General features: G+C 38.8%; 20 protein-coding genes. 7 read left to right on the top strand and 13 right to left on the bottom strand.

The genetic code is table 11. The features are described from left to right. Positions 1 to 174 precede the first annotated feature (174 nt). The 3 genes from B9T30_RS02610 to B9T30_RS02600 all read right to left on the bottom strand — a co-directional run bounded on the left by B9T30_RS02610 (position 175) and on the right by B9T30_RS02600 (position 3,948). Positions 175 to 2,265: a TonB-dependent siderophore receptor gene (locus B9T30_RS02610; RefSeq protein WP_086183643.1), complete on the bottom strand. Its 2,091-nt coding sequence runs from the start codon at positions 2,263 to 2,265 to the stop codon at positions 175 to 177. A gap of 273 nt (positions 2,266 to 2,538) precedes the next feature. After that, entirely contained in the window at positions 2,539 to 3,207 is a 669-nt protein-coding gene (locus B9T30_RS02605; RefSeq protein ID WP_171264104.1) for a copper resistance protein NlpE N-terminal domain-containing protein, read from the bottom strand. 252 nt (positions 3,208 to 3,459) lie between these two features. Continuing rightward, positions 3,460 to 3,948 (bottom strand): copper resistance protein NlpE, encoded by a 489-nt coding sequence (locus B9T30_RS02600; RefSeq protein ID WP_086183641.1) that lies wholly within the window; start codon positions 3,946 to 3,948, stop codon positions 3,460 to 3,462. Between the two features lie 294 nt (positions 3,949 to 4,242). Here B9T30_RS02600 and B9T30_RS02595 point away from each other — a divergent pair, with 294 nt between their 5' ends. After that, complete coding sequence (locus tag B9T30_RS02595) at positions 4,243 to 4,830, top strand: 1-acyl-sn-glycerol-3-phosphate acyltransferase (protein WP_086183640.1); 588 nt, start codon at positions 4,243 to 4,245, stop codon at positions 4,828 to 4,830. A 144-nt stretch (positions 4,831 to 4,974) separates the two neighbouring features. Here B9T30_RS02595 and B9T30_RS02590 read toward each other — a convergent pair whose 3' ends face one another. The 4 genes from B9T30_RS02590 to mrdA form a co-directional block, all read right to left on the bottom strand. Beyond that, on the bottom strand, positions 4,975 to 5,304 hold the full coding sequence (locus tag B9T30_RS02590; protein ID WP_086183639.1) for a hypothetical protein: 330 nt from the start codon (positions 5,302 to 5,304) through the stop codon (positions 4,975 to 4,977). Between the two features lie 157 nt (positions 5,305 to 5,461). After that, positions 5,462 to 6,196 (bottom strand): sulfite exporter TauE/SafE family protein, encoded by a 735-nt coding sequence (locus tag B9T30_RS02585; protein ID WP_086183638.1) that lies wholly within the window; start codon positions 6,194 to 6,196, stop codon positions 5,462 to 5,464. 140 nt (positions 6,197 to 6,336) lie between these two features. After that, positions 6,337 to 6,897, bottom strand: coding sequence for a 16S rRNA (guanine(966)-N(2))-methyltransferase RsmD (gene rsmD / locus B9T30_RS02580; RefSeq protein ID WP_086183637.1), 561 nt, complete (start codon positions 6,895 to 6,897; stop codon positions 6,337 to 6,339). A 3-nt stretch (positions 6,898 to 6,900) separates the two neighbouring features. Beyond that, complete coding sequence (mrdA, locus tag B9T30_RS02575; RefSeq protein ID WP_086183636.1) at positions 6,901 to 8,907, bottom strand: penicillin-binding protein 2; 2,007 nt, start codon at positions 8,905 to 8,907, stop codon at positions 6,901 to 6,903. Between the two features lie 231 nt (positions 8,908 to 9,138). Here mrdA and B9T30_RS02570 point away from each other — a divergent pair, with 231 nt between their 5' ends. From B9T30_RS02570 to B9T30_RS02555, 4 genes are all read left to right on the top strand, one after another. Next, positions 9,139 to 9,657 (top strand): hypothetical protein, encoded by a 519-nt coding sequence (locus B9T30_RS02570; protein ID WP_086164570.1) that lies wholly within the window; start codon positions 9,139 to 9,141, stop codon positions 9,655 to 9,657. Positions 9,658 to 9,721: 64 nt separating this feature from the next. Further along, the gene (locus B9T30_RS02565; RefSeq protein WP_086183635.1) at positions 9,722 to 11,038 is read left to right on the top strand and encodes a hypothetical protein; all 1,317 of its coding nucleotides are present in this window, start codon (positions 9,722 to 9,724) and stop codon (positions 11,036 to 11,038) included. Between the two features lie 91 nt (positions 11,039 to 11,129). Beyond that, positions 11,130 to 11,789 (top strand): adenylate kinase, encoded by a 660-nt coding sequence (gene adk / locus B9T30_RS02560; protein WP_074943360.1) that lies wholly within the window; start codon positions 11,130 to 11,132, stop codon positions 11,787 to 11,789. 96 nt (positions 11,790 to 11,885) lie between these two features. Further along, positions 11,886 to 12,068 (top strand): hypothetical protein, encoded by a 183-nt coding sequence (locus B9T30_RS02555; RefSeq protein WP_034697385.1) that lies wholly within the window; start codon positions 11,886 to 11,888, stop codon positions 12,066 to 12,068. 2 nt (positions 12,069 to 12,070) lie between these two features. Here the strand turns inward: B9T30_RS02555 and nth are convergent, their stop codons facing one another. Further along, complete coding sequence (gene nth / locus B9T30_RS02550; RefSeq protein ID WP_086183634.1) at positions 12,071 to 12,766, bottom strand: endonuclease III; 696 nt, start codon at positions 12,764 to 12,766, stop codon at positions 12,071 to 12,073. 1 nt (position 12,767) lies between these two features. Then, positions 12,768 to 13,562, bottom strand: a complete 795-nt coding sequence (locus tag B9T30_RS02545; RefSeq protein ID WP_086183633.1) for an RnfABCDGE type electron transport complex subunit B — start codon at positions 13,560 to 13,562, stop codon at positions 12,768 to 12,770. 347 nt (positions 13,563 to 13,909) lie between these two features. Here B9T30_RS02545 and gdhA point away from each other — a divergent pair, with 347 nt between their 5' ends. Then, entirely contained in the window at positions 13,910 to 15,256 is a 1,347-nt protein-coding gene (gdhA, locus tag B9T30_RS02540) for an NADP-specific glutamate dehydrogenase (RefSeq protein ID WP_227518932.1), read from the top strand. Between the two features lie 71 nt (positions 15,257 to 15,327). Here the strand turns inward: gdhA and B9T30_RS02535 are convergent, their stop codons facing one another. The 3 genes from B9T30_RS02535 to rlmH all read right to left on the bottom strand — a co-directional run bounded on the left by B9T30_RS02535 (position 15,328) and on the right by rlmH (position 18,024). Continuing rightward, positions 15,328 to 16,095 carry an META and DUF4377 domain-containing protein gene (locus B9T30_RS02535; RefSeq protein WP_086183631.1) on the bottom strand — a complete coding sequence of 256 codons (768 nt, stop codon included), beginning with the start codon at positions 16,093 to 16,095 and terminating at the stop codon, positions 15,328 to 15,330. A gap of 139 nt (positions 16,096 to 16,234) precedes the next feature. Then, positions 16,235 to 17,011 carry a DODA-type extradiol aromatic ring-opening family dioxygenase gene (locus B9T30_RS02530; protein WP_086183630.1) on the bottom strand — a complete coding sequence of 259 codons (777 nt, stop codon included), beginning with the start codon at positions 17,009 to 17,011 and terminating at the stop codon, positions 16,235 to 16,237. Positions 17,012 to 17,541: 530 nt separating this feature from the next. After that, positions 17,542 to 18,024, bottom strand: a complete 483-nt coding sequence (gene rlmH, locus B9T30_RS02525; RefSeq protein ID WP_074943347.1) for a 23S rRNA (pseudouridine(1915)-N(3))-methyltransferase RlmH — start codon at positions 18,022 to 18,024, stop codon at positions 17,542 to 17,544. Positions 18,025 to 18,178: 154 nt separating this feature from the next. Between rlmH and B9T30_RS02520 the strand changes: the two genes are divergently transcribed. Continuing rightward, positions 18,179 to 19,144, top strand: coding sequence for a M28 family peptidase (locus B9T30_RS02520; protein WP_143223186.1), 966 nt, complete (start codon positions 18,179 to 18,181; stop codon positions 19,142 to 19,144). Between the two features lie 240 nt (positions 19,145 to 19,384). On the opposite strand, the gene lon is transcribed toward B9T30_RS02520, so the two are convergent. Beyond that, a complete protein-coding gene (lon, locus tag B9T30_RS02515) occupies positions 19,385 to 21,811 on the bottom strand; it encodes an endopeptidase La (protein WP_086183629.1) in 2,427 nt (808 codons plus the stop codon). Between the last annotated feature and the right edge of the window lie 16 nt (positions 21,812 to 21,827).

Here is a 21,827-nt window from a genome sequence, read left to right as displayed (position 1 = left end):
GTTCAACCTATTTTTGCGCATAATGGGGTTGTTTAAAATTTCCAATATTTTTTTAAAAAATTAGAATGATCTTATCGTCATTTAAAACTTATTATTTTTTATAGAACACACCGCCAAAAATCAGATGAGGTATCTAACTTTTGGCGAGTAGTACGAGAGTGCATATAAAATAATTTAAAATTTAAACTGTGCAGAAACAGAAGCATTTAAAGGTTCGCCCGGTTGAACCCATAATTCACTATAACTAGAAACATAGTACTTTTCGTCAAATACATTGTTTAGATTTAGTTGATAACGTAACTGCTCAGAGGGTGAGTAATAAGCATTTAAATTGGTGAGGGTGTAACTTGGCAGATTGAAGCTATTATCTAAGTTATGTCCACTACGTTCCCCAACATGAATAATATTTGCTCCAATTCCAGCACGTTGAGTACCGTGTAATAACCATTCGTATTGGCTACTTAGAGAGGCTTGATGTTTTGGGATATTGCTTAAACGAGCGTCTTTTGCCAAATCTTGGTCTTTTTCAATTTTAGCATCAGTCAAACTATAGGTTGCTGCTATTGTCCACTGGTCTGTGAGTTGACTGTTTAAATCAAATTCGATGCCTTGACTGCTTACTTCCCCAGCAGTGGTCTGAAAGTTAGAGTCAATCGGATCAGTGGTTAACACATTTTGTTTTTTCATTTTAAAGAGTGCCATACTCACTAAACTTGCTTCATTTAAGCGATATTTTCCACCTAATTCATAACTTTGCCCTTGTTCTGGAGCGAAAGTCTCGCCTAAACGATTGATACCGCTATTCATTGCAAAAGAATGTCCATAGTTGCTATAAATAGACGCTTGATCTGAAATTTTAAAATTAATACCTACACGTGGGCTATTACGTTGCAGGTTTTGTTTGTCTTGCTTTGCATTTAAATGATTTTCAAAATTTTGTTGGATATAGTCGTAGCGATTACCAATTAAAATACTCCACTGATCATTGAAGAATATTTGATCTTGCAAATTAATCGCAGCATAGCGTTGTCGTTCTTGCGTGTTGGTAAACGCTGCCAGCTCAGGAGCATACACACCATATATAGGTTGATAAATATCGATGGTATTTAAATAACCAGGACTATGGTTACGGCGTAATTGATATTGTTTAAAATCGAGTTGTCCTAATTCGGTTGCAACCAGTAATTCGTGACGTGCCCACGTATGATCAACTGTGCCAAGTAACTCATTTTGCCATAGAACATCTTCACTTTGATAATCACGATAACGGCGCTGACGCTCTAGAGTTTGTCCATCTGCCTGAATACGACGTGGCTCAGTTGAATAACCGAGCATTTGAGCATCTTTATAGCTGATAGCTGTTTTCAAGCGCCATGCATCATTTAAAGCATGATTTAAACATAGCTGGAAAAAATGATCCTTTACGCGCATGTCTCCATCACTGGGTTCACCAGTAAAGGTCTTAGGATCCATCACAAATTGTTGATGAAGGGTGCTAACCCCACGATCAAATGTACCCATATGCTGGGTCAATTCACTGTCGAAATCCAGTTGGGTTTGATCTGAAATTTTCCAAGAGAGTTGAGGCGAAAAGAACCAGCGTTCACTAGATACATGATCTCGAAAGCTCTGATTATTTTCATGTGCTATTGCAAAACGATAAGCAATTTCATCATTTAAAGGTGCTGTGTGCTCGGCACTGAAACGATATTGTTCGAAGGTGTTGGTACTTAAGTTAATTTCACTTTCAGATTGCCAAAGCGGTTTTTTACTATTGATGTTCAGTAACCCACCTGTTTCACCACGGCCATATAGTGCTGCGGCAGGCCCTTTTAAAAAATCGAGAGATTGAATATTGACCATATCTTTGGGTGCACTAATACCACGATTAACACTTAAGCCATTACGAATGATTGCTGCACCTAAATTTGGATCGCTACTAAAGCCACGGAAAGAGTAATTATCCCAAAATCCACCGCCATAGTTGTTTTGATGAAAAACACCACTGACTAAGATGAGCACATCGTCAATCCGTTGAGCATTTTGTTGCTTTAACGTTTCGGAATCAATAAAAGCACGATTGAAGGGAACATCTAATGCATCATGTGAAAATTTGGTCGCAGCAGTATTTTTTTGCAAATCATGCTCCGATGAAGCCTCAGCATGAACTTTAATGGTTTCTAACACCGTCATATCATCGCCCCAAGCAAAACAGGAAATAAATGAGAAGCTCAAAACAGGTAGAAAAGTGGTCTTGTATTTCATTATTGAGCAAAGTCCAAAGATAAATGAATATTATTGTTATGATATAACATATCGTTATTTTCAGCCATTCATGTTTATGGCTTTAGAACATAAATTGCTGTGATTACAATTAATTGAGGCATGAGAAGGCTTGGTGTTATTTGCAAAAATATCGGTATGGTTATTTTAGACAATGGTTCTCACCAAAATAATCATCTAAGTCAGATAAGTTATTCGACCTTAAAAATCCCCACATAGTGCGGGGATTTTCGTATTCTGAGATTAAACTTGAAATTATTTAATTTTAATATAAGTGGGTGGGGAGGGTTTAGGATAAACAAAGGAGACAAGTTCATAACGGGTTTTATTGGGAGCAATGAGGCTATTTTCTATTGTTGAAATGTGCTCATTATTTTTTTCATCGACTAAAATAATATCGTTGTCGCGTAACTTAAGTACACGATCTGAGAGATTATTAATTTCAAAGAGATACGTTAGTTTTGTATTTTCAATGCTATTCAGATTTATTTTTTCTATTTTAAATAAATCTGCCTGTATGCTGACATGTTTAAGTGCATTATTAACTTCAATATGCTGTACTTTCGGAATTTGATATTCTTCGAAATTTTCAAAGCGGTTTTTATTTTGATCAAGCAGTTCAATGAACTGATTATGCAAAGCAATGTAATGAATTTTGTGGGTTTTATCTTCGATTAATTGCAGCAAATTAGTATTTTGAGTATTGAAATGAAGTGTTCCCGAAGATTCTTTTTGCTGCTGCTTTTGCTTAAAGAATTTAACTTCTTTTAAGCTATAGGTTTTATTTTGATTCAGTTGTAATGAAATCAGTTTTTTTTCACAAGAATGACAAGGAACGAACGCTTTATAATGTCCAAGCCAGTCTGGAGCTTGAGTCTGCACCGATTTTAAGGAGTGTTGATGTGGATCAGCATCTTGTTTCATTGAGGACGTACTTGATGATTTCTCACAACTACTTAAAAAGAGTATGGGAAAAAAACCGAGCAAAATCATCGTTTTTTTCATAATGAGCATCAAATTATAAAAAAGGTTTTTTTAAACATAATCACAATTGAATGATCTATCTAGTCTAGATGAGCAAAATAAGTCATTTATTTGTAGCAAATCATGATTAATGCATCAGAAAAGTAGCCAAAAAAGCCATCCTTCAGGCTTTTTCGGCTAAAAATAGCGGAATTAATTCAACTTTTTCTGTAGTTTATAATTAAGCTTAGAGTCAATCGCTTTACCTGTATCCATCTCACGTGCTTCAACAAAGTTTTCACCGACAAAGAATTTACGATTTTCCCCAGCTTTATCTAAACTAATCACGGATGGATTGTCCTGATCAAAGCTAAATGTTCCTTTAACTTTAAATTCATTGCCTTTTCCTTTACCGAGATATTCTTCTGTGAGTTCATAGCTTTTATCTGCTTTTAATTCAAGTTCTGTTTCAATTCCTTCGCAGTCTGCACAGGGGAAAATGCCAGTATATTCACCCGCCCAATCCAGTGAGGTTTCGGCTGTGTCACCCATTGGCATTGCAGGTTGGGTCGCTGTAGTTTCAGTCGTTTGCGTTGCTGTAGTTTCAGGTGCTTTATTGGTCTGATGAGTATCATTATTTGGTTTTGTGCATGCACTTAAAGCCAATGTGGTCAGAGAGAGAATGAAAATTATTTTTTTCATGAGGTGATTCCTAAGATGTTTCAATGCAACTGCTAAAACTACGAAAAAAATGAAGTTTATTAAATATAGATATTGTTATGCTTTGTTATTCTATACATGGATTTTGATTGATTCTGCTTTTATCATTTTTAAAATAAGGTCATGATTTTCGTCAAGAAGAGAAATTTTGAAAAATAATGAAGCAATTAATTTATACATTTATACATTAATTGATTATTTATTGATCGTATTGTGCTTTCATATTTCAGCCGCATTGTTAGAATCTGCACACTTTCTTAAGTGTGGTGTTTTTAGGTGTTCGAAAAATTAGCTGAACAAAGTTTAGAAATGATGGGATGGGAACTGGATAATCATTGGCCGCTTGATTTAGATCAATGTGTCATGATTGCCGCGCCACACACCAGTAATTGGGATGCCTTATACGCACGTTTAGCACTTAAAGCTTTAGGCGTTAATGTTCGTTTAACCATTAAAGACAGTTACATGAAACTGCCATTTGGTCCATTTGTAAGAGCGATGGGCGGAATAGGTATAGACCGAACGCCAAAAAATGCAGGTGAACCTCGTCTTAGTATGGTTCAGGTCATGACAGACTTATTTAAACAGCATCCAAAGTTGGTGATGTTGGTAACACCCGAAGCGACACGTGCCAAACAAGAACAATGGAAAACAGGCTTTTATCATGTTGCCATCAGTGCAGGTGTGCCGATTGCTTTGGCTTATATGGATTATGCCAAGAAAAAAACGGGCGTAGGAAAAATTGTATATCCGACAGGGGATTATGAGAAAGATATGGCTGAAATTATGGGTTTCTATGCTCAAATTAATCCTAAATTTCCAGAAAAATTTAGTGTAGATACGCGCTATTACCCTGAAGCATAATGTTTAAAAAGACAGGGTGTTAGCCCTGTCTGACTTTAAAGTAAGGCTTAGATTGCTCCATTACAAAGATCTTAGCTTAATATTTGATAATTTTAATAAAAAACAGAATTTCATCTCATTCATCAATTTATTTGAATTCATTTTTTATTCAGCAAATGTCGGTTCAATCCCCCCTAAATTTTGGCAAGCTGCTTTGTAAATGACATATTGCTGCTCAATGACTTCAGTTAAGGGCATATCAAATAATTGTTCACCATCTTTATAGCTTTGTACATACAAGCTGGCTTTCTGATGGCTAGAGGCTAAAGATTGTTCGTGATAAGAGGTTATAGAATTATGTGTCATTTGTGCACTTTCAATTTTATTACATTGAAAATGTGAGAGCATTTTTTCAGCAAGTTTGACTTCACGTGATGTACCCAAGGAGCAGGCAGTGAGAAGAATAACCCCTGCTAATAAAATCAAGGTTTTCATTTTTAAAACGACTGGTGAAGGGGAGCCGATATTGTATAAAGTTTTTTTTATTATAAATGCTTGATTGCATATTGATTGGCTGTTTTTTGATTAAATAAAATTTGGATTAATTGCGAAACTTATTATAAAAGAATAAACCTCACAATCAGTCTGAAAGTTAGAGCAGATTACTGAACATTAAGAAACAGCCAGATGAAAATAAAAGACTTAAAACAATATGTTTAAATTGTTTTTCTGAAATTTTATAGAATAATTTTGCCCCTAAAATGGCAGGGAAACTGACAAAAATAAGCAAGATCAGCAGATAAGGGAGTAATTGTATATCCAGTGTGCCTTGGACTAAATATGCGAGTAAGGTAAAGACCTGAATGCCGAAGTTGAAATGGCGTAAAATATAGCGCTGTTCTTGTTTGGATACGTTTTTGAGCATCAGCCAAGCGGAAGGCAGTGCACCACAAAATCCGCCTAAACCACCCAATATTCCACCGATAAAGCCAACCCAACTATCTGCAAATTTTCCTGCTTGTTGCAGGCGTGGAAATTGTGGATTGAAAAGCATCATCGGGCACCACACAATTAAAAATAAACCTAAAATTAATTTAAAGGTATCGGCTTGAATGATGTGGAGTAAGTAACTCCCTAAAGGAACGCCAATCATGCCCGCGATTAAATAAGGTAAAACCAGTGATTTATTCAGATGAACTTGTTTCGGTTCATTGGATAAAGAAATAATATGGCTCCATACCGACGCAAACACCACTAAAGGTGCGGCAATCTGAGGAGAGAGTACCCATACCCAAAAAGACATGGCAATTAAAGCGAAGGCAAAACCTGTAAGTCCTTGTACAAAACCAGCGACTATTGCACCAAGAATAAATAACAACCAAGTCATAGTAATGTGTACAAAAGAAAAGTGAGCAGTATTCTAAAGATGAGTGAAAAAGCCAAGTCTATATTTAGCTGTATTTCTGCAAATTAAAGTCAAAAATTCAATAAAAAAGGATTCCATAGTGGAATCCTTTTTTATTGGGTTTAATTAAAATCTTGTTTTTGATATAGCCCAGAGCGCACTGTTCCAGCTTTGGTTTGTTTGATTTGTTGCCAAGTCGATGGCAGTTTTAATTGGGTTAAGTCACGATCTGCTTCAACATAAATGAAACCCTTATCTTTAATTAAAGGGTCTGCAAGTTGAGCCAGTTCTTGCCATAAATCCAAACTATAAGGTGGATCTAAAAAAACCAAATCAAATTGTTCTTTGAGCGTAGGCAAGGTTTGTTGTGCCGTTGCAATTTTTAATTTTGCACGTTGATTAGTGACTTTAAGCAACTGCAAGTTATCGGTTAAAAATGCAGCTTGATTACGATTCGGTTCAATCATGATGACGTGAGCTGCGCCACGTGACAATGCCTCAAAACTTAATGCACCAGAGCCAGCACAAAGATCTAAAACGTGAGTATTTTGAATATCCCACATTAACCAGTTGAACAATGTTTCACGTACACGGTCAGGTGTAGGACGTAAACCATCCACACTGGCAAAAGGAAGTTGGCGGCGTTTCCATTCACCGCCAATAATGCGGAGTTGATTTTTCATAGATCATTCACCCTGTACTTGTTGTGGGCTGGTTAATGCTGGAGTTTGAGTTGTGGCTTGAGGTTGATTCGGATGAGTCGCATCCGTCACAGGAGGTGTACCACTTGGTAATTCACCGGGTTTAATTCCTGCTGTCATTAAGCCACCACTAATTTGATGCGCTGCGGGACGGATTGGATTTTTCTCACGTTTAAGTAGCCAATAATCAAAAATAGGACGGGCTAATTGTGCAGCTGAACCGCCGTGTTTACCATTTTCCCAAACCACTGCAATGGCAATTTCAGGATTTTCAGCTGGAGCAAAACCGACAAATAAACCATGATCCAGTTGACGCTCGGTCAATAATGATTCGTTATATTTCTTTCCTTGGGCAATACTTTTAACCTGTGCTGTTCCTGTTTTACCTGCAATTTTATACATTGGAGTGCGGATACCACGACCCGTACCCGTGTCAACGACATCGACCATTGCATCTCGCATTTTAATCCAGTCTTCAGGTTGCCCATTAAACTGAATTTTCCCATTGGGTGCATTGATAGGGGTATATGGTTTTGCACCATGACTTTCGCGCAGTACATGCGGGGTAATGTGCGAGCCTTGATTTGCTGTAATTGCTGTTGCCATTGCCAGTTGTAACGGGGTCGCTGTAAAAGCACCTTGGCCAATACTCACGGAAATGGTTTCACCTTTTAGCCACTTACTTTTACGGGTTCGCATTTTCCATTCTGGATTTGGATATAAACCTGTACTTTCGCTGGGTAAGTCAACACCTGTTTTTTCACCAAAACCAAACTGGCGCATCCACGTATTCATTTTGTCGATACCCATACGGTAGGACAATACATAAAAATAAGTATCACAAGATACATTTTGGGCTTTATGCATATTGACCACGCCATGCCCCGCTTTTTTGTGGTCACGGAAACGGTGGCTATCGCCAGGTAAGGTGAAATAACCGGGGTCAGAAATAGCCGTATTCCAATCGACATATCCATAATGGATCCCGCCTAAACCAAACATTGGTTTAATGGTTGAACCGGGAGGGTAGGCACCTTGAACAGCACGATTATAAAGCGGTTGGTCTAGGTTGTCTCGTAATGCGCTGTAATCGGTAGTACTAATGCCTGTGACAAATAAATTGGGATTAAAACTTGGACTAGAGACCAGTGCTAGAATTTCCCCCGTTTTCGGGTTCAGTGCTACAATTGCACCTCGTCGCCCCGCAAGCTGTTCTGTCGCGACCACTTGTAAGCCATAATCAATCGACAGATATAAGTCATTGCCACGAACGGGATCTTTACGTCCTAAATTACGCAGCACATTGCCGTGGGCATCTGCTTCGACAGATTCATTGCCTGGTACACCGTGCAAAAGTTCTTCATAGGATTTTTCAGCGCCAATTTTGCCAATTAAGTTAGTGCCTGCATATAAGTCTTTATCAATGGATTTTAATTCTTTGTCATTAATACGTCCCACATAACCAATCACATGAGCAAACAGGTCACCATGTGGGTAGTAGCGAGTCATTTGGGTTTCTATATTGACCCCAGGAAACTGGAATTTAACTTCACTAAATTTAGCGATATCCGTTTCAGTTAAATTAAGTTTAAGCGAAACACGTTCTGTTTTTTTTGAGGTTTTAATTCGACTGCTAAAACGGTCTATATCTTCTTGAGTCAAGCCCAAAATTGGAATTAAGCGTTGTACGGTGCCATCAATATCGTCAACATCTGCACGAGACATGGTTGCTGAAAATACAGGGTAGTTGTCAGCAAGCAAAATACCATTACGGTCATAAATGTAGCCACGTGCTGGTGCTAAAGGTTGCAAGCGAATTCGGTTTTGATCCGATGCAGTTGAAAACTCATCATAATGTGAGATTTGCAAGTAAGCATAACGAACAATCAGTAATAACAGAAAGAATGCAACAATCCCGGCCGAGATAAAAATTCGATTGCGATAAATGCGCTTTTCTTGTTGAGCATTTTTTAAAGGAAAGTGCTGCTTCATACGTGATCGACTTACATACAGGAGAGTGGAAAAACCAGAGGCATATTCTAATGCATATCATCATTTTTTGATATTTGTTCAGGTAAACAGTTGGGCTTGTTTAGCTTAAACTTTGACTTTACAGACATTAAAATTGTAAAGTGCAGTATATAAGAGTTCTCATAATTCTGCTAAAGTCAAAATTGAAAAAGGACTGTATTAAAAATAGAATTAGGGACCACGATGAAAAAAATGACAAAAATGTATCCTTTATTGGCATTTTTTGCGCTAACCAATGTAGCGTATGCACAAGATAATCCATATTTACCAGAAGCTAAATTGACACCAGAAAGTGCAACAGCATGGAATTTAGGGGCAGGATTTACACAAGAAATGCTTCATATGAATGTAGAGTGGGTAAATCCTTATGGGATTGCTTATGCTAAAGCAGGTGTTTTCATCGATGATGATTATACTGCGGGTGGTCAAGTCGGATTTCGCTATCCTTATCACCTCACAGGTAAAGATAAGAATGGCTATTATATTGGTGTCTATGCGGGACATATTGAAAGTAAGGGCGTAGACAATGAATATAAAGCACGATTGGGTGCAGGGGTTGATTTAGCCTATGTGTTATTGAGTTCTGAACGGATTAGTACTTTTAGTGTTGGTATTGGTGCGGGTGAAGAGCTTAAGGATAAATCGGGTTATGTGGTTGCTGAGACACAGCCAAGGCTACAATTTTCCTATACCCTAAGTATTGGTTTATAGTAAAAAAAATTGATTTTATAACATTTATTATTTTGTGATTAAAAATTAAATATGGATTTTATGCATGCTTGAGTACGTCAACGAATTGTGGCAAACCTTCTTGAATCGTCCTGATTTTTGGGCAGTACTAAGCATTATCCCAGTCACGGCTTTTGTCACTTGGGCGCATGTGTGGATGGCGCTTAAAATGGTATTTTATCCGCTTACTTTTTGGGGATTCCATTTAGGTCCATTACCTGTCGGTTGGCAGGGAATTGTGCCACGTAAAGCGGGTCGTATTTCAGGCATTATTACCGATAACACCTTATCCAAATTGGGCTCTTTGCGTGAGTTTTTAGATGCAATGGATCCTGAAGATATGGCACGGATCATTGGTGAACAAGTCGGTTTGGAACTTGAACACCTCATTGATGAAACGATGCTTGAACGTAATGCTGTCCTTTGGGAAAACTTACCTTATTCGATTAAACGTCGAATTTATGCTCAAGCGCATAAACAATTGCCGGGTATTTTAAGAGAACTTGTGACTGAGCTGACCATGAACGTCGAGTCACTTGTTGATATGCGTGAAATGGTGGTTCGCCAAATGGAAGGTGATCGCCGTTTAATGGTCAATATGTTTCTTAAAGTCGGTCAGAAAGAGATCAATTTTATTTGGCATATTAGTGCGCTCATTGGAATGTTCTTTGGTGTATTCCAAATGATTGTTTGGTTCGTTGTACCATGGCATTGGACTGTACCTTTTTGGGCATCTATTTGGGGCTTTTTGACCAACTGGATTGCGATCTGGATGGTGTTTAATCCACTTGAACCACACTATGTACGTTATCCGCAATTCTTTGAATTAACTAAAGATCGTAAATTCCCGTGGGTAAAACCTGTGATTCCACGTATTGGCACATACAATATTCAAGGCGCGTTTATGAAACGTCAGGATGAAGTATCAGATGTCTTTGCACGAGTAGTCACAGAAGACCTAATTACGTTAAAATCCATTATGACGGAAATGATGTATGGCGGGAAGAAAGATAAAACTCGCCGCCTTGTTAAACGCCATATTAACCAAATTATGGAAACACCTCTGGTTAGAACCTCTTTACAACTCTCTTTAGGGCCAAAAGAGTATGCAAAACTCAAGACAGACTTGATCGATCGCTCAATTGAAATTACGATGGTGCCTGTATGCGACCCTGCGTTTAATGCGAGCCGTGCACAGAAAATCTATCAAATGTTTAGAGAGCGTATTCTAGAGTTGACACCAAGAGAGTTTCAAAATTTATTACGGCCTGCTTTTCAGGAAGACGAATGGATTTTGATTGTTCTGGGTGGCGTAACTGGATTTATAGCAGGTACAATACATTTGTTTGTGGCTTTCTTATAATTAGATTAATTGGATGCTGGACTACATGGTGAATCAATAGATTTGGCATGAACAAAGCGTCATATACATTGTTAAATGAGGATGTTTTTTTATGCGCATTATATTACTCGGACCACCTGGAGCAGGTAAAGGCACACAAGCTCAGTTGATCTGTAAGCGCTACAATGTCCCACAAATTTCAACCGGTGATATGCTCCGTGCTGCAATTCGTGAAGGTACTGAATTAGGTCTTAAAGCTAAAAGCGTGATGGAGAGCGGCGGTCTTGTATCTGACGAGCTAATCATTGGTCTTGTGAAAGAACGTATTGCTCAACCTGATTGTGTAAACGGTTGCATTTTTGATGGTTTCCCACGCACGATTCCTCAAGCAGAAGCTTTGGAAGGCGAAGGTATTAATATCGATCATGTGATTGAAATTGATGTTCCAGATGAAGAAATTGTACAACGTCTTTCAGGTCGTCGTCAGCACCCAGCTTCTGGTCGTGTTTATCATATGGTTTACAATCCGCCTAAAGTGGAAGGTAAAGATGATGAAACTGGCGAAGATTTAGTTCAACGTCCAGATGATCAAGAAGAAACCATTCGTAAACGTCTTGGTTCATATCATACTGAAACTGAACAATTGGTCGGTTTTTACCAAGGTCGTGCAGCGTCTGGTGAAAATGCACCGACGTATGACAAACTCAATGGTCTTCGTCCAATTGATGAAGTTCAAGCAGATTTGTTTGCAATTTTAGATCAAGCAAAATAATTCATATGCCATAGTGCGGTGAATGTTTTGACATTAAAAGAGTCCTAAGTCATATTAGGGCTCTTTTAATTTGTGCAAAATTTTGAGGATGCTATCTTGCTGAAAATGGGTTTAATTGTACTGGTGATTGTATTTGGTCTTGTGGTATTGGCCTTAATGGTTCAGAGTTTTAAAGCTTTACGTCACGTGCAAAAGCAAGAAGCGGCAGAAAAGAAAAACAGCCAATCAGCGCGTCAACTCCATCCGAAGTTGCAACAGAAAAATAAAGATCAAAACTAAATTTAGTTTTGGTCTTGCAGCATTTTTATTGCAATGCTTTTGGCTGCGCCAAATTCAAAGCGATCTGGCCACTGGCAGACATCAGACACCACACATTCATTGCACTTGGGCTTACGGGCAATACAACAATAACGACCATGTAAAATCAGCCAATGGTGCGCATCTAGCATAAATTCTTTAGGAATCACTTTAAGCAGTCGCTGTTCAACTTCAAGCACATTTTTGCCTACGGCTAAACCTGTACGATTGCCTAAGCGGAAAATATGGGTATCGACTGCCATAGTCGCTTGTCCAAAGGCGGTATTAAGCACCACATTTGCCGTTTTACGCCCCACACCCGGTAATGCTTCTAAGTCAGCACGGTTGTTGGGTACGATGCTATTATGCTTCTCGATCAATATCTTACATGCTTTAATCACATTTTCGGCTTTAGCGTTATATAAGCCAATGGTCTTAATATATTGCTTTAAACCATCGACTCCTAACGCATAGATTGCTTCAGGTGTATTGGCAATCGGAAATAGCTGGTCGGTGGCTTTATTGACACTCACATCGGTTGCTTGTGCAGAAAGCGTAACCGCGACTAAAAGCTCAAAAGGACTGGAATAATTGAGTTCAGTTTTCGGGTTGGGTCTTTGCTCACGTAATCGCTCAAAAAATACCTGAATTTGTTTTTTAGTCATATTCTTTACAGGCATTTTACATTCCTTGACAAGCATTGAGCTGTTGGTTGAGTTCATCTAAGAGCAGACGTTTTTTTGCATCATCACGAACGCTGAGCTGTTTTTCTAACTTTTTGATTTGTGTTCGAATTTTTGCCAACTCAATGGTGGATTGAGCATCTAACTGAACCGCTGGTTTATCTTCAATTTGCGTAATCAAAATGTCAGGTACACGGTCATCTTGAGCTGAAAATTGAGCAAATAATGCAGTGTCAATATTGGCACGTACCACAGGGCCCTTACGATGGGTACGTCGTTGTTCTTCACGTTGAATATGTGAGTAATAACGATTGCGTAAGTCATTTTGCTCGCTAATACGTAATGTCTCATTCGGTAAAATGTGATCATCTTCAATTAAATCAATGCAGTCGACAGGGCAGGGCGGAATGCAAAGTTCACAGCCCGTGCATAAATCAGTCAAAATGCTGTGCATGAGTTTACCTGAACCGATAATGGCATCCACAGGACAAGCGCTGATACATTTGGTACAGCCAATACACTCATCTTCACGAATAATCGCTTTCATGCGCTGTGGACGACCATCACTTTGAATAGGCCAAACACTTTCTTCGGCGTGTAATTGAGGGCGTTTAAGCAGCGCTGCAAGTGCATCAGCGACAGGTTGACCTCCGGGGACACATTTATTGGCTTCTTCACCTTCTGCAATGGATTTGGCATAAGGTAAGCATCCATCTCGATGACCACATAAACCACATTGGGTTTGAGGAAGTAAGGCATCAATATTTTGGATGAGAGCAATTTGAGAATTCATGTGTAAACCACAACTGCTAAAGAAATAGCAGCATACAGAAAAGAAGATTGAGTCAAGGTGTGCGATTTTAGCATGATTTTATTGTTTAATCTCTTGCCCGAAAATAGCGCCATGAATGCATTATTATTGAGCAAAAAAGTCAATGAAAACAGCGATCAAACATGCTGGGGATTCAGCGCCTTTAGTTGGTTATAGTTAATATAAATATATGTTATTAAAACTTTTTTTCATTTTTTTTAAAAAAACTATTGTGGATTGGCTGCAAAAGATATTTAATATTTTGCGCCAAAAATTATCACTTTTTAAAAAATTGATCAATTTTGATCCATCTTTCTGCTGAGGATTAAGTGTTGAAATATAACAGCCTTAACGACTTCCTAGACTACGTTAAATCACGTGATGCACATCAACCCGAATTTCTACAAGCTGTAGAAGAAGTCATGACTAGCCTTTGGCCGTTCATTGAAAAGAACCCACAGTATGCTGATCACGGTTTGCTTGAACGCTTGGTTGAGCCAGAACGTGCGATTCAATTCCGTGTTTCTTGGGTCGATGACAAAGGTCAGACTCATGTGAACCGTGCTTTCCGTGTACAGTACAATTCAGCCATCGGGCCATTTAAAGGTGGTATGCGTTTTCACCCATCGGTGAACCTGTCAATTCTTAAATTTTTAGGTTTTGAACAAACATTTAAAAATGCTTTAACCACACTTCCTATGGGTGGCGGTAAAGGCGGTTCAGACTTTGATCCTAAAGGTAAGTCTGAAGGCGAAATTATGCGTTTCTGCCAAGCATTAATGATTGAATTGTACCGTCACCTTGGTTCAAATACGGATATTCCTGCGGGGGATATTGGTGTAGGTGGTCGTGAAGTTGGCTACATGGCTGGGATGATGAAAAAACTCAGTAATGACACTTCATCTGTATTTACAGGTAAAGGTTTGTCATTCGGTGGTTCATTGGCTCGTCCAGAAGCAACGGGTTATGGCACGGTGTATTTTGCTGAAGAAATGCTGAAAACTAAGGGTAATTGCTTTCAAGATAAAGTGGTGACTATTTCAGGTTCAGGTAATGTTGCACAATTCGCTGCTGAAAAAGCGATGTTCTTAGGGGCTAAAGTGGTTTCACTTTCAGACTCTGCGGGTACTGTGTATGTGAAAGACGGCTTTACCGACGAATTGTTGGCCGAAGTTATGGAGCTTAAAAACGTTAAACGTGGTCGTATTTCTGAATTCGCGTCTAAACATGGCTTTGAATATCTTGAGGGCAAACGCCCTTGGTCAATCAAATGTGATATCGCGCTGCCATGTGCAACTCAAAATGAGTTGACAGGTGAAGATGCGCTTGCATTGATTGCAAATGGTGTGATTTGTGTTGCTGAAGGTGCAAACATGCCATCGACTCTAGATGCTGTTGAAAAATTCATTGAAGCTAAAATTCTGTATGCGCCGGGTAAAGCATCAAATGCGGGTGGCGTTGCGACTTCTGGTCTTGAAATGTCGCAAAATGCGATTCGTTTAGGTTGGACTTTCGAAGAAGTGGATGAGCGTTTACATGCGATCATGAAAGAAATTCACCGTAACTGTGTTAAATACGGTACTAAAGAAAATGGTACTGTGAACTATGTTGATGGTGCGAACATTGCAGGCTTTGTCAAAGTTGCTGATGCAATGTTGGCTCAAGGCGTATTCTAAGATTTTATTTTCTTGAATACTTAAAAAACCGATGCTTTGGCATCGGTTTTTTTATTAATGAAATTAACAGCTTATTTTACGCTTGCACGTTCAATCGTCATGTCATGTACATAGGCATATTTAGACTGATCTGCGGCAGGGTTCTTAATTTCATAACGTTTTACACGAATGATTTGGCGCTCATTGGGATTATGTTCAAAACCTTCAATATGGTTGTAAAACAATGTCCAGTCTTTATCGACCTGAGTTTTAACACCGTTTTCTGCGTATTTAATTTCACGCACTTGCAAACAGGTTTGTGGTGCTACGCCTGTACATTTTTTTGTTTCTGGAGCAATTTCAAGAAAAATGGTTTCAGCTTGCGTTTGATATTGTGTTTCAGGCGTCATTTTGCCTTCGAATACAATTTTTTGACCTGTTGCATCAATCAGCGTTAATGTCGGTTTATTTACATCTTGTGTATTTAAAACAAAGGGAATAGTACGTTTAGCAAAAAGTGAGCTGGAGAACTGTTCTTGTTTCATTAATTCGGGTGAACAAGCCATCATGGTTGACATCAAATCAGCAGTGACAATTTGACCTTTCTCAATTTTCCATGATGTACCTTGAGTATTACAACCTGTTGCAATACTTAAACGTTGTTGATCATTGAAATTCAACACAAGTGGCTTATTTGTGCCTTGTGGTTGATAAGACCATTGGTAGGCAGCGAGTGTTTTATCTGCATTTTGTTGTTGAACCATCGACACGGCTAAATCTCCAACTTTTTGCATATCGCTAGATTGACAAGCCGCAAGCGTTAATGGAAAAAGGGCAATCGCTAAAAATTTAAGTTTCATTTTAAAAGTACTTGGTTTTGAAAGATTTTTATAAGCATATCGTATTCGTGCTTAAAAAAAATGGATACATTTTGAGGTGTTAGGTATCAAAATGTATCCATAACTATTATTTTGTTGATTATTGATAAAAAGTTATGAATTAGTCAAAACGATAGATATCCATACCTAGTGAACCCATACTAAAACTACTGTGGACAATGTTGAAGCGCTGACCTGTTCCCATTGCAAAGAACAGTGGGGCAAAGTGCTCTAAGGTTGGATGATTTCGTTTTGCATAGGGAATTGTTTGCCAGTCCAGTACAGCATCATAATTTTGATGAGTAAGTTTGCTCACGACATAATTACGGAAACTGGATGCCCATACAGGGACTTCAGTCGGTTCGCCACGCCAAGCTAACTCAGCTAAGTTATGGGTAATACTGCCCGAACCAATAATTAACACTTGTTTTTCACGCAGTGGAGCAAGTGTGTGACCAATTTTATAAATATCTTCAGCAGACCAGTTCATCGGTAGTGAAATTTCTACCACAGGAATATCTGCATCAGGATACATATGTAGCAGGGGCATCCACACGCCATGATCACGCGGACGAGTGCTATTGGCATGAGCCGCTAAACCTGCATTTGCTAAAAGATGTAAAATTTCTTCAGCAAGTTCTGGTTGACCCGGTGCGGGATAGCGGATTTCATAAAGTTCAGTGGGAAAACCACGGAAATCATGCCAAGTTTCGGCACGTACACTTGTACTTACTTCAAGTGAGTTACTTTCCCAGTGTGCAGACATCACAATAATGGCTTGTGGTTTAGGCAGATTCAGGCTGAGTCGTTGTAATGCAGGGCCAACTTGTTCTGGATTAAGCGCAAGCATGGGAGAGCCATGTGAAATAAATAAACCGGGTAAAGTTTGCAAATTCATAATGATGCGCCTAATTCAAATTATATTGACTGGAGCAATGATGTCAAAATTAACCTATAGATAAAAGAGGGTTTATTTCAACATCTCGTTGCATAAACAGAACAATAGAAAATAGTCTTATTCATTTTTATCAAAATTGCTCGATGGTATTTACCATAATTTCAGTTTGATAAAAATTCAATAGAAGACTTCTTTCATAATTCATTTTTCAATCAATATAAGTCGTTCGTAAAGTCAAAATTAAAAATAAATTCTAGGAAGTATTGGATTCATGAGTGTGGCATGGATGCCACACGTTTCCCATCCTTGTGCTGCATTTTAAAACAGTGCCTTAAAACTGGCTCAGGATGTCGTGTCTGGGAAACAAAAAGCATTAGCTCTACTTTTGACCTTTCAAAAATAGAGCTAATGCCTACACAAAGGTATAAAAACTAAATCAATCAAATGATGCCGTGCTGATTTTAAAGAACTGAGTATTGAGTATTTTTTAATCTATTCAGGTGATCTAATAAAGGACTTAGCAGATTTATTTAACCAGCCCGATGATAAGGATGATTGTGATTGATGGTCATTGCACGGTATAACTGCTCGATTAGCATCACTCGAACCATAGGGTGAGGTAAAGTGAGCTTGGACAATGACCAGTGCCATGCAGCCGCTTTACGTACTGCTTCCGAGTGACCATCTGGGCCGCCAATCGCTAATACCACATCATTGCCTTCAAGCATCCATTCTTTCATGGTTGCAGCGAGTTTTTCAGTGCTAAATTCTTTGCCACCCACTTCAAGTGCAATCAGGGTTTCATTCTGTTTAAGCACATTTAAAATACTGTCACCTTCAATTTGACGATATTTTAAGATATCGGCTTCAGAATCATTTTTCCCGCGTTTTGCCATGGGTAATTCAATAATCTGAGTTTGAACAAAAGGTTGGATACGCTTGAAGTAATCTTCAAAACCAGTGAGTACCCAAGCAGGCATTTTTTGACCGATGGTAATAATACGGATTTTCATAAGATTCGATGGTTTAAGAGTCTGCACTATTATAAGCACTAAAATGCTTTTTACTTATTTTGAGCAACAAATTGCAATTGAAAGTTAGTATGTGATGCTGTTTTAATCATGAATAGTGGAGTAAATATAAATAAAAACCATGGACGAAGAATAAATGAGAGCAAAAAAAAATCAAAATATAGGCTTATGCTTGGGCACATTTCTTTTCTCTATTTTTTTGAGTGCTTCAACATGGGCAGCACCTAACCTGACGACAGCAAGCACGAATAATTTAAAAGTCTATTTGGAACAAATTATTGGTACTGATAGCTATCGTAATTATAAAAATATAGAAGAATTACAGCGTGTTTCGGCATGGATTAAAGAACAAATGCGCTTGTTTGGTATTCCATGTCAATATCAAAATTATTCGGTCAATGGTTTAGGTTATCGTAATGTAGTGTGTACTTTAACAGCGGGTCATGCGGACAAAGTGATTATAGGTGCACATTACGATGTCTTTGGTGAGCAGCAGGGTGCTGATGATAATGCTTCTGGTGTAGCGGGAGTAATTGAAACTGCACGTATTCTTGCGCAACAGAAATCTCAACTCACGCAAAATATAGAATTTGTATTTTATACCTTACAAGAACCGCCGTTTTTTAAAACCGAGCAGATGGGCAGTTATATCCATGCCAAATCGGTACAAGCACAAAAAGATCAAATTCAAGGTGTGTATATTTTAGATATGATTGGTTATTTTGATGAAAAATTGGTGCAAGAATATCCAGCTGGTTTGAAGTGGGTTTATCCTAGTCATGCGAATTATATTGCTACGGTGAGTAATTTACAGTCTTATGATTTGGGCGCGAAATACTGTGAAGAAATGCGAACACTGAACCGTTTAGAGTGTCAAAGATTGGTTGCACCTTCTTTTGTTTCAGGAATGGAGTTCTCGGATCATCTTAATTATTGGAAGTTTGATATTCCGGCAGTGATGATTACCGATACCGCTTTTTTTCGAAATAAGAATTATCATACCGAAAAAGATACTTTAAAAACGCTGAATATTGGAAAAATGGCCAATGTAATTGATGGTTTAGTGAATAGTTTACTCATGCCATTGCCATCTAAGCCATAAAAAACGCAGTCCACTAAGAAAAATGGGACTGCGATCAAAAGGTCATCCACCTGGAGATGTAGATGACCATTCACATAACATGTAAAAATAGAAGCTTACAGCGCATCTGTGTTTCTATATTAGCTAGATTAATAGATGAGGTCAAAAGCTAGACTTTTCAAGTTCTCTATATGTCCAATATAACAAAATAAACGCATAAAAAAAGAGAGCCGAAGCTCTCTTTTTTGTATCAAATTACCATTAATGACGTGCAGCTTTACTTTCAGCAGCCGGTTTAACAATCGGATTTTTTGGCAAAGGTTTTGGCATTTCTGTTAAAGCCAATGGCAAAATATCATCGATACTTTTCACGGCTTTAATTTCTAAACCAGCTTTGACATTGTCTGGAATTTCAACCAGATCACGTACGTTTTCTTGTGGGATAAAGACTAACTTAATGCCGCCACGGTGTGCTGCAAGTAGTTTCTCTTTTAAGCCACCAATACGCATGGCACGACCACCTAAATTGGTTTCACCTGTCATTGCAATGTCCGCACGAACAGGGATCCCTGTGAAGGCAGAAACCAATGCTGTGGTTAATGCTAAACCAGCAGATGGACCATCTTTTGGTGTTGCACCTTCAGGTAAATGCACGTGAACATCGGTTTCTTCAAATCGTGCAGCTTCAATACCCAGTGCATCTGCACGGGTACGTACCACAGTCATTGCAGCGGTAATGGATTCTTTCATGACATCACCAAGTGAACCTGTCGTGATGAATTTACCTTTACCTTTTACAGCTGCCACTTCAATCGACAGTAATTCACCACCGACAGAAGTCCAAGCTAAACCATTGACACGACCGACTTCAGCTTCTTCTTCTGCCATACCATAGTCGAATTTATGTACGCCTAAGTAGTCAGATAAGTTTTCCGCAGTGATGTCGATATGCAAGTTTTTGGCTTTTTTGCTGACCGCTTCTTTGACCACTTTACGGGCAATTTTTGAGACTTCACGTTCTAGGCTACGCACACCTGCTTCGCGTGTATAGCGACGCACGATGTCACGAATCGCTTCTTCATGAATGGTCAATTCTTTGCCGCGTAAACCATTGTCCTTAATTGCTTTAGGCACAAGATAACGGTCTGCAATATTGACTTTTTCTTCTTCGGTATAACCCGGAAGACGAATCACTTCCATACGGTCAAGCAAAGCTTCTGGAATATTCATGCTGTTTGCAGTACAGATGAACATCACTTCAGATAGGTCAAGATCAAGATCTAAATAGTGATCGTTAAACTTGCTGTTTTGCGATGGATCAAGCACTTCAAGCAATGCAGAAGCAGGGTCGCCACGGTAGTCTTGCGCCATTTTGTCAATTTCATCGAGCAAGAATAATGGATTCTTCACACCGACTTTGGTTAACGATTGCACAATTTTACCCGGCATCGCACCAATATAGGTACGACGGTGACCACGGATTTCCGCTTCATCACGCACGCCACCTAAAGCCATGCGGATAAATTCACGACCTGTGGCTTTGGCAACCGATTCACCGAGTGAAGTTTTACCGACCCCTGGAGGCCCAACTAAGCACAGGATAGGCCCTTTGAGTTTTTTCACCCGTGATTGAACCGCTAAGTATTCAACAATGCGTTCTTTAACTTCATCTAGACCATAATGGTCTGCATCTAGAATTTCCTGTGCTTTTGCCAAGTTAATACTAACTTTACTGGCTTTGTTCCACGGGGTATCTAAAATAGCTTCGATATAGTTGCGAACAACTGCGGCTTCACTTGAAGCAGGTTGCATTGCTTTAAGCTTGCGGAATTCTGACTCTGCTTTTTTGCGCACATGTTCAGGTAAATCTGCTTCTTCAAGACGACGTTCAATTTCTGCAACATCATCTTCAGCACCGCCATTCATGTCAGAAAGTTCACGCTGAATCACCTTCATTTTTTCATTGAGGAAATATTCGCGCTGGTTTTTCTCCATTTGGCGTTTTACCGAGTCATGCAAGGTTTGTTCAATCTGTTGTTCTTCAGATTGTTGCAACAGATAAGTCATTAGCTCTTGTAAGTGAGCTTCGAAATCATCGTGTTCTAAGAACTTTTGTTTGACATCAATGTTTAAAGGCACACGGGTTGCTACGAAGAACACCAGTTGCAATAAATCATCAATTTTATTTGCAGCAGTAATCAATTCACGTGCATTACGTAATTTTGCTTCTGCATATTGTGCAAATAAAGTGCGCAGTTCTTGTATACGTGTTTCTTGAGATTCTGCTTTAATGTTGACTGTCATTGGGCTAATTGCATGTTCAGCCGATAAATATTCATCATTTTCGATGATTTTTACCAGTTTAGAACGATGTAATCCCTCAATTAATACTTTGATACAGTTTTCATCATTTTCATGATTCACAACTTGCACAATCTTTGCGACAGTACCGTATTGATATAGGTTGTCGTGATCAATTTCTTCTGTAAGCGAATCTTGTTGCGCAACAACAAATACGAGATTGTCACTGTTACGAGCCACGTCAACTGCTTTGATCGATTTTTCACGACCTACAAATAACGCAATTTGCATGTGTGGATAAACCACAACATCTCGTAGCGCTAAAAGCGGTAATACGCTTGGAACCTGTGGTTCTAAGGTTTCTTGATTCATAATAATTTCAGACATGGGCACTCCTAATGAG

The sequence above is a fragment of the Acinetobacter sp. ANC 4973 genome, from assembly GCF_002135275.1.
In the GTDB taxonomy this organism is placed as follows: Bacteria; Pseudomonadota; Gammaproteobacteria; order Pseudomonadales; family Moraxellaceae; genus Acinetobacter; species Acinetobacter kyonggiensis.
Note: the sequence above shows the minus strand (reverse complement) of the source record. Positions and strands in the feature narration are given on the sequence as shown.

Excerpts from the sequence above, each read along its gene's own strand:
- B9T30_RS02610 (WP_086183643.1), bottom strand. The coding sequence starts at position 2,265 with ATGAAATACAAGACCACTTTTCTACCTGTTTTGAGCTTCTCATTTATT.
- B9T30_RS02605 (WP_171264104.1), bottom strand. The coding sequence starts at position 3,207 with ATGAAACAAGATGCTGATCCACATCAACACTCCTTAAAATCGGTGCAG.
- B9T30_RS02600 (WP_086183641.1), bottom strand. The coding sequence starts at position 3,948 with ATGAAAAAAATAATTTTCATTCTCTCTCTGACCACATTGGCTTTAAGT.
- B9T30_RS02590 (WP_086183639.1), bottom strand. The coding sequence starts at position 5,304 with ATGAAAACCTTGATTTTATTAGCAGGGGTTATTCTTCTCACTGCCTGC.
- B9T30_RS02585 (WP_086183638.1), bottom strand. The coding sequence starts at position 6,196 with ATGACTTGGTTGTTATTTATTCTTGGTGCAATAGTCGCTGGTTTTGTA.
- rsmD (WP_086183637.1), bottom strand. The coding sequence starts at position 6,897 with ATGAAAAATCAACTCCGCATTATTGGCGGTGAATGGAAACGCCGCCAA.
- mrdA (WP_086183636.1), bottom strand. The coding sequence starts at position 8,907 with ATGAAGCAGCACTTTCCTTTAAAAAATGCTCAACAAGAAAAGCGCATT.
- B9T30_RS02570 (WP_086164570.1), top strand. The coding sequence starts at position 9,139 with ATGACAAAAATGTATCCTTTATTGGCATTTTTTGCGCTAACCAATGTA.
- B9T30_RS02565 (WP_086183635.1), top strand. The coding sequence starts at position 9,722 with ATGCTTGAGTACGTCAACGAATTGTGGCAAACCTTCTTGAATCGTCCT.
- adk (WP_074943360.1), top strand. The coding sequence starts at position 11,130 with ATGCGCATTATATTACTCGGACCACCTGGAGCAGGTAAAGGCACACAA.
- nth (WP_086183634.1), bottom strand. The coding sequence starts at position 12,766 with ATGCCTGTAAAGAATATGACTAAAAAACAAATTCAGGTATTTTTTGAG.
- B9T30_RS02545 (WP_086183633.1), bottom strand. The coding sequence starts at position 13,562 with ATGAATTCTCAAATTGCTCTCATCCAAAATATTGATGCCTTACTTCCT.
- B9T30_RS02535 (WP_086183631.1), bottom strand. The coding sequence starts at position 16,095 with ATGAAACTTAAATTTTTAGCGATTGCCCTTTTTCCATTAACGCTTGCG.
- B9T30_RS02530 (WP_086183630.1), bottom strand. The coding sequence starts at position 17,011 with ATGAATTTGCAAACTTTACCCGGTTTATTTATTTCACATGGCTCTCCC.
- rlmH (WP_074943347.1), bottom strand. The coding sequence starts at position 18,024 with ATGAAAATCCGTATTATTACCATCGGTCAAAAAATGCCTGCTTGGGTA.
- B9T30_RS02520 (WP_143223186.1), top strand. The coding sequence starts at position 18,179 with ATGAGAGCAAAAAAAAATCAAAATATAGGCTTATGCTTGGGCACATTT.
- lon (WP_086183629.1), bottom strand. The coding sequence starts at position 21,811 with ATGTCTGAAATTATTATGAATCAAGAAACCTTAGAACCACAGGTTCCA.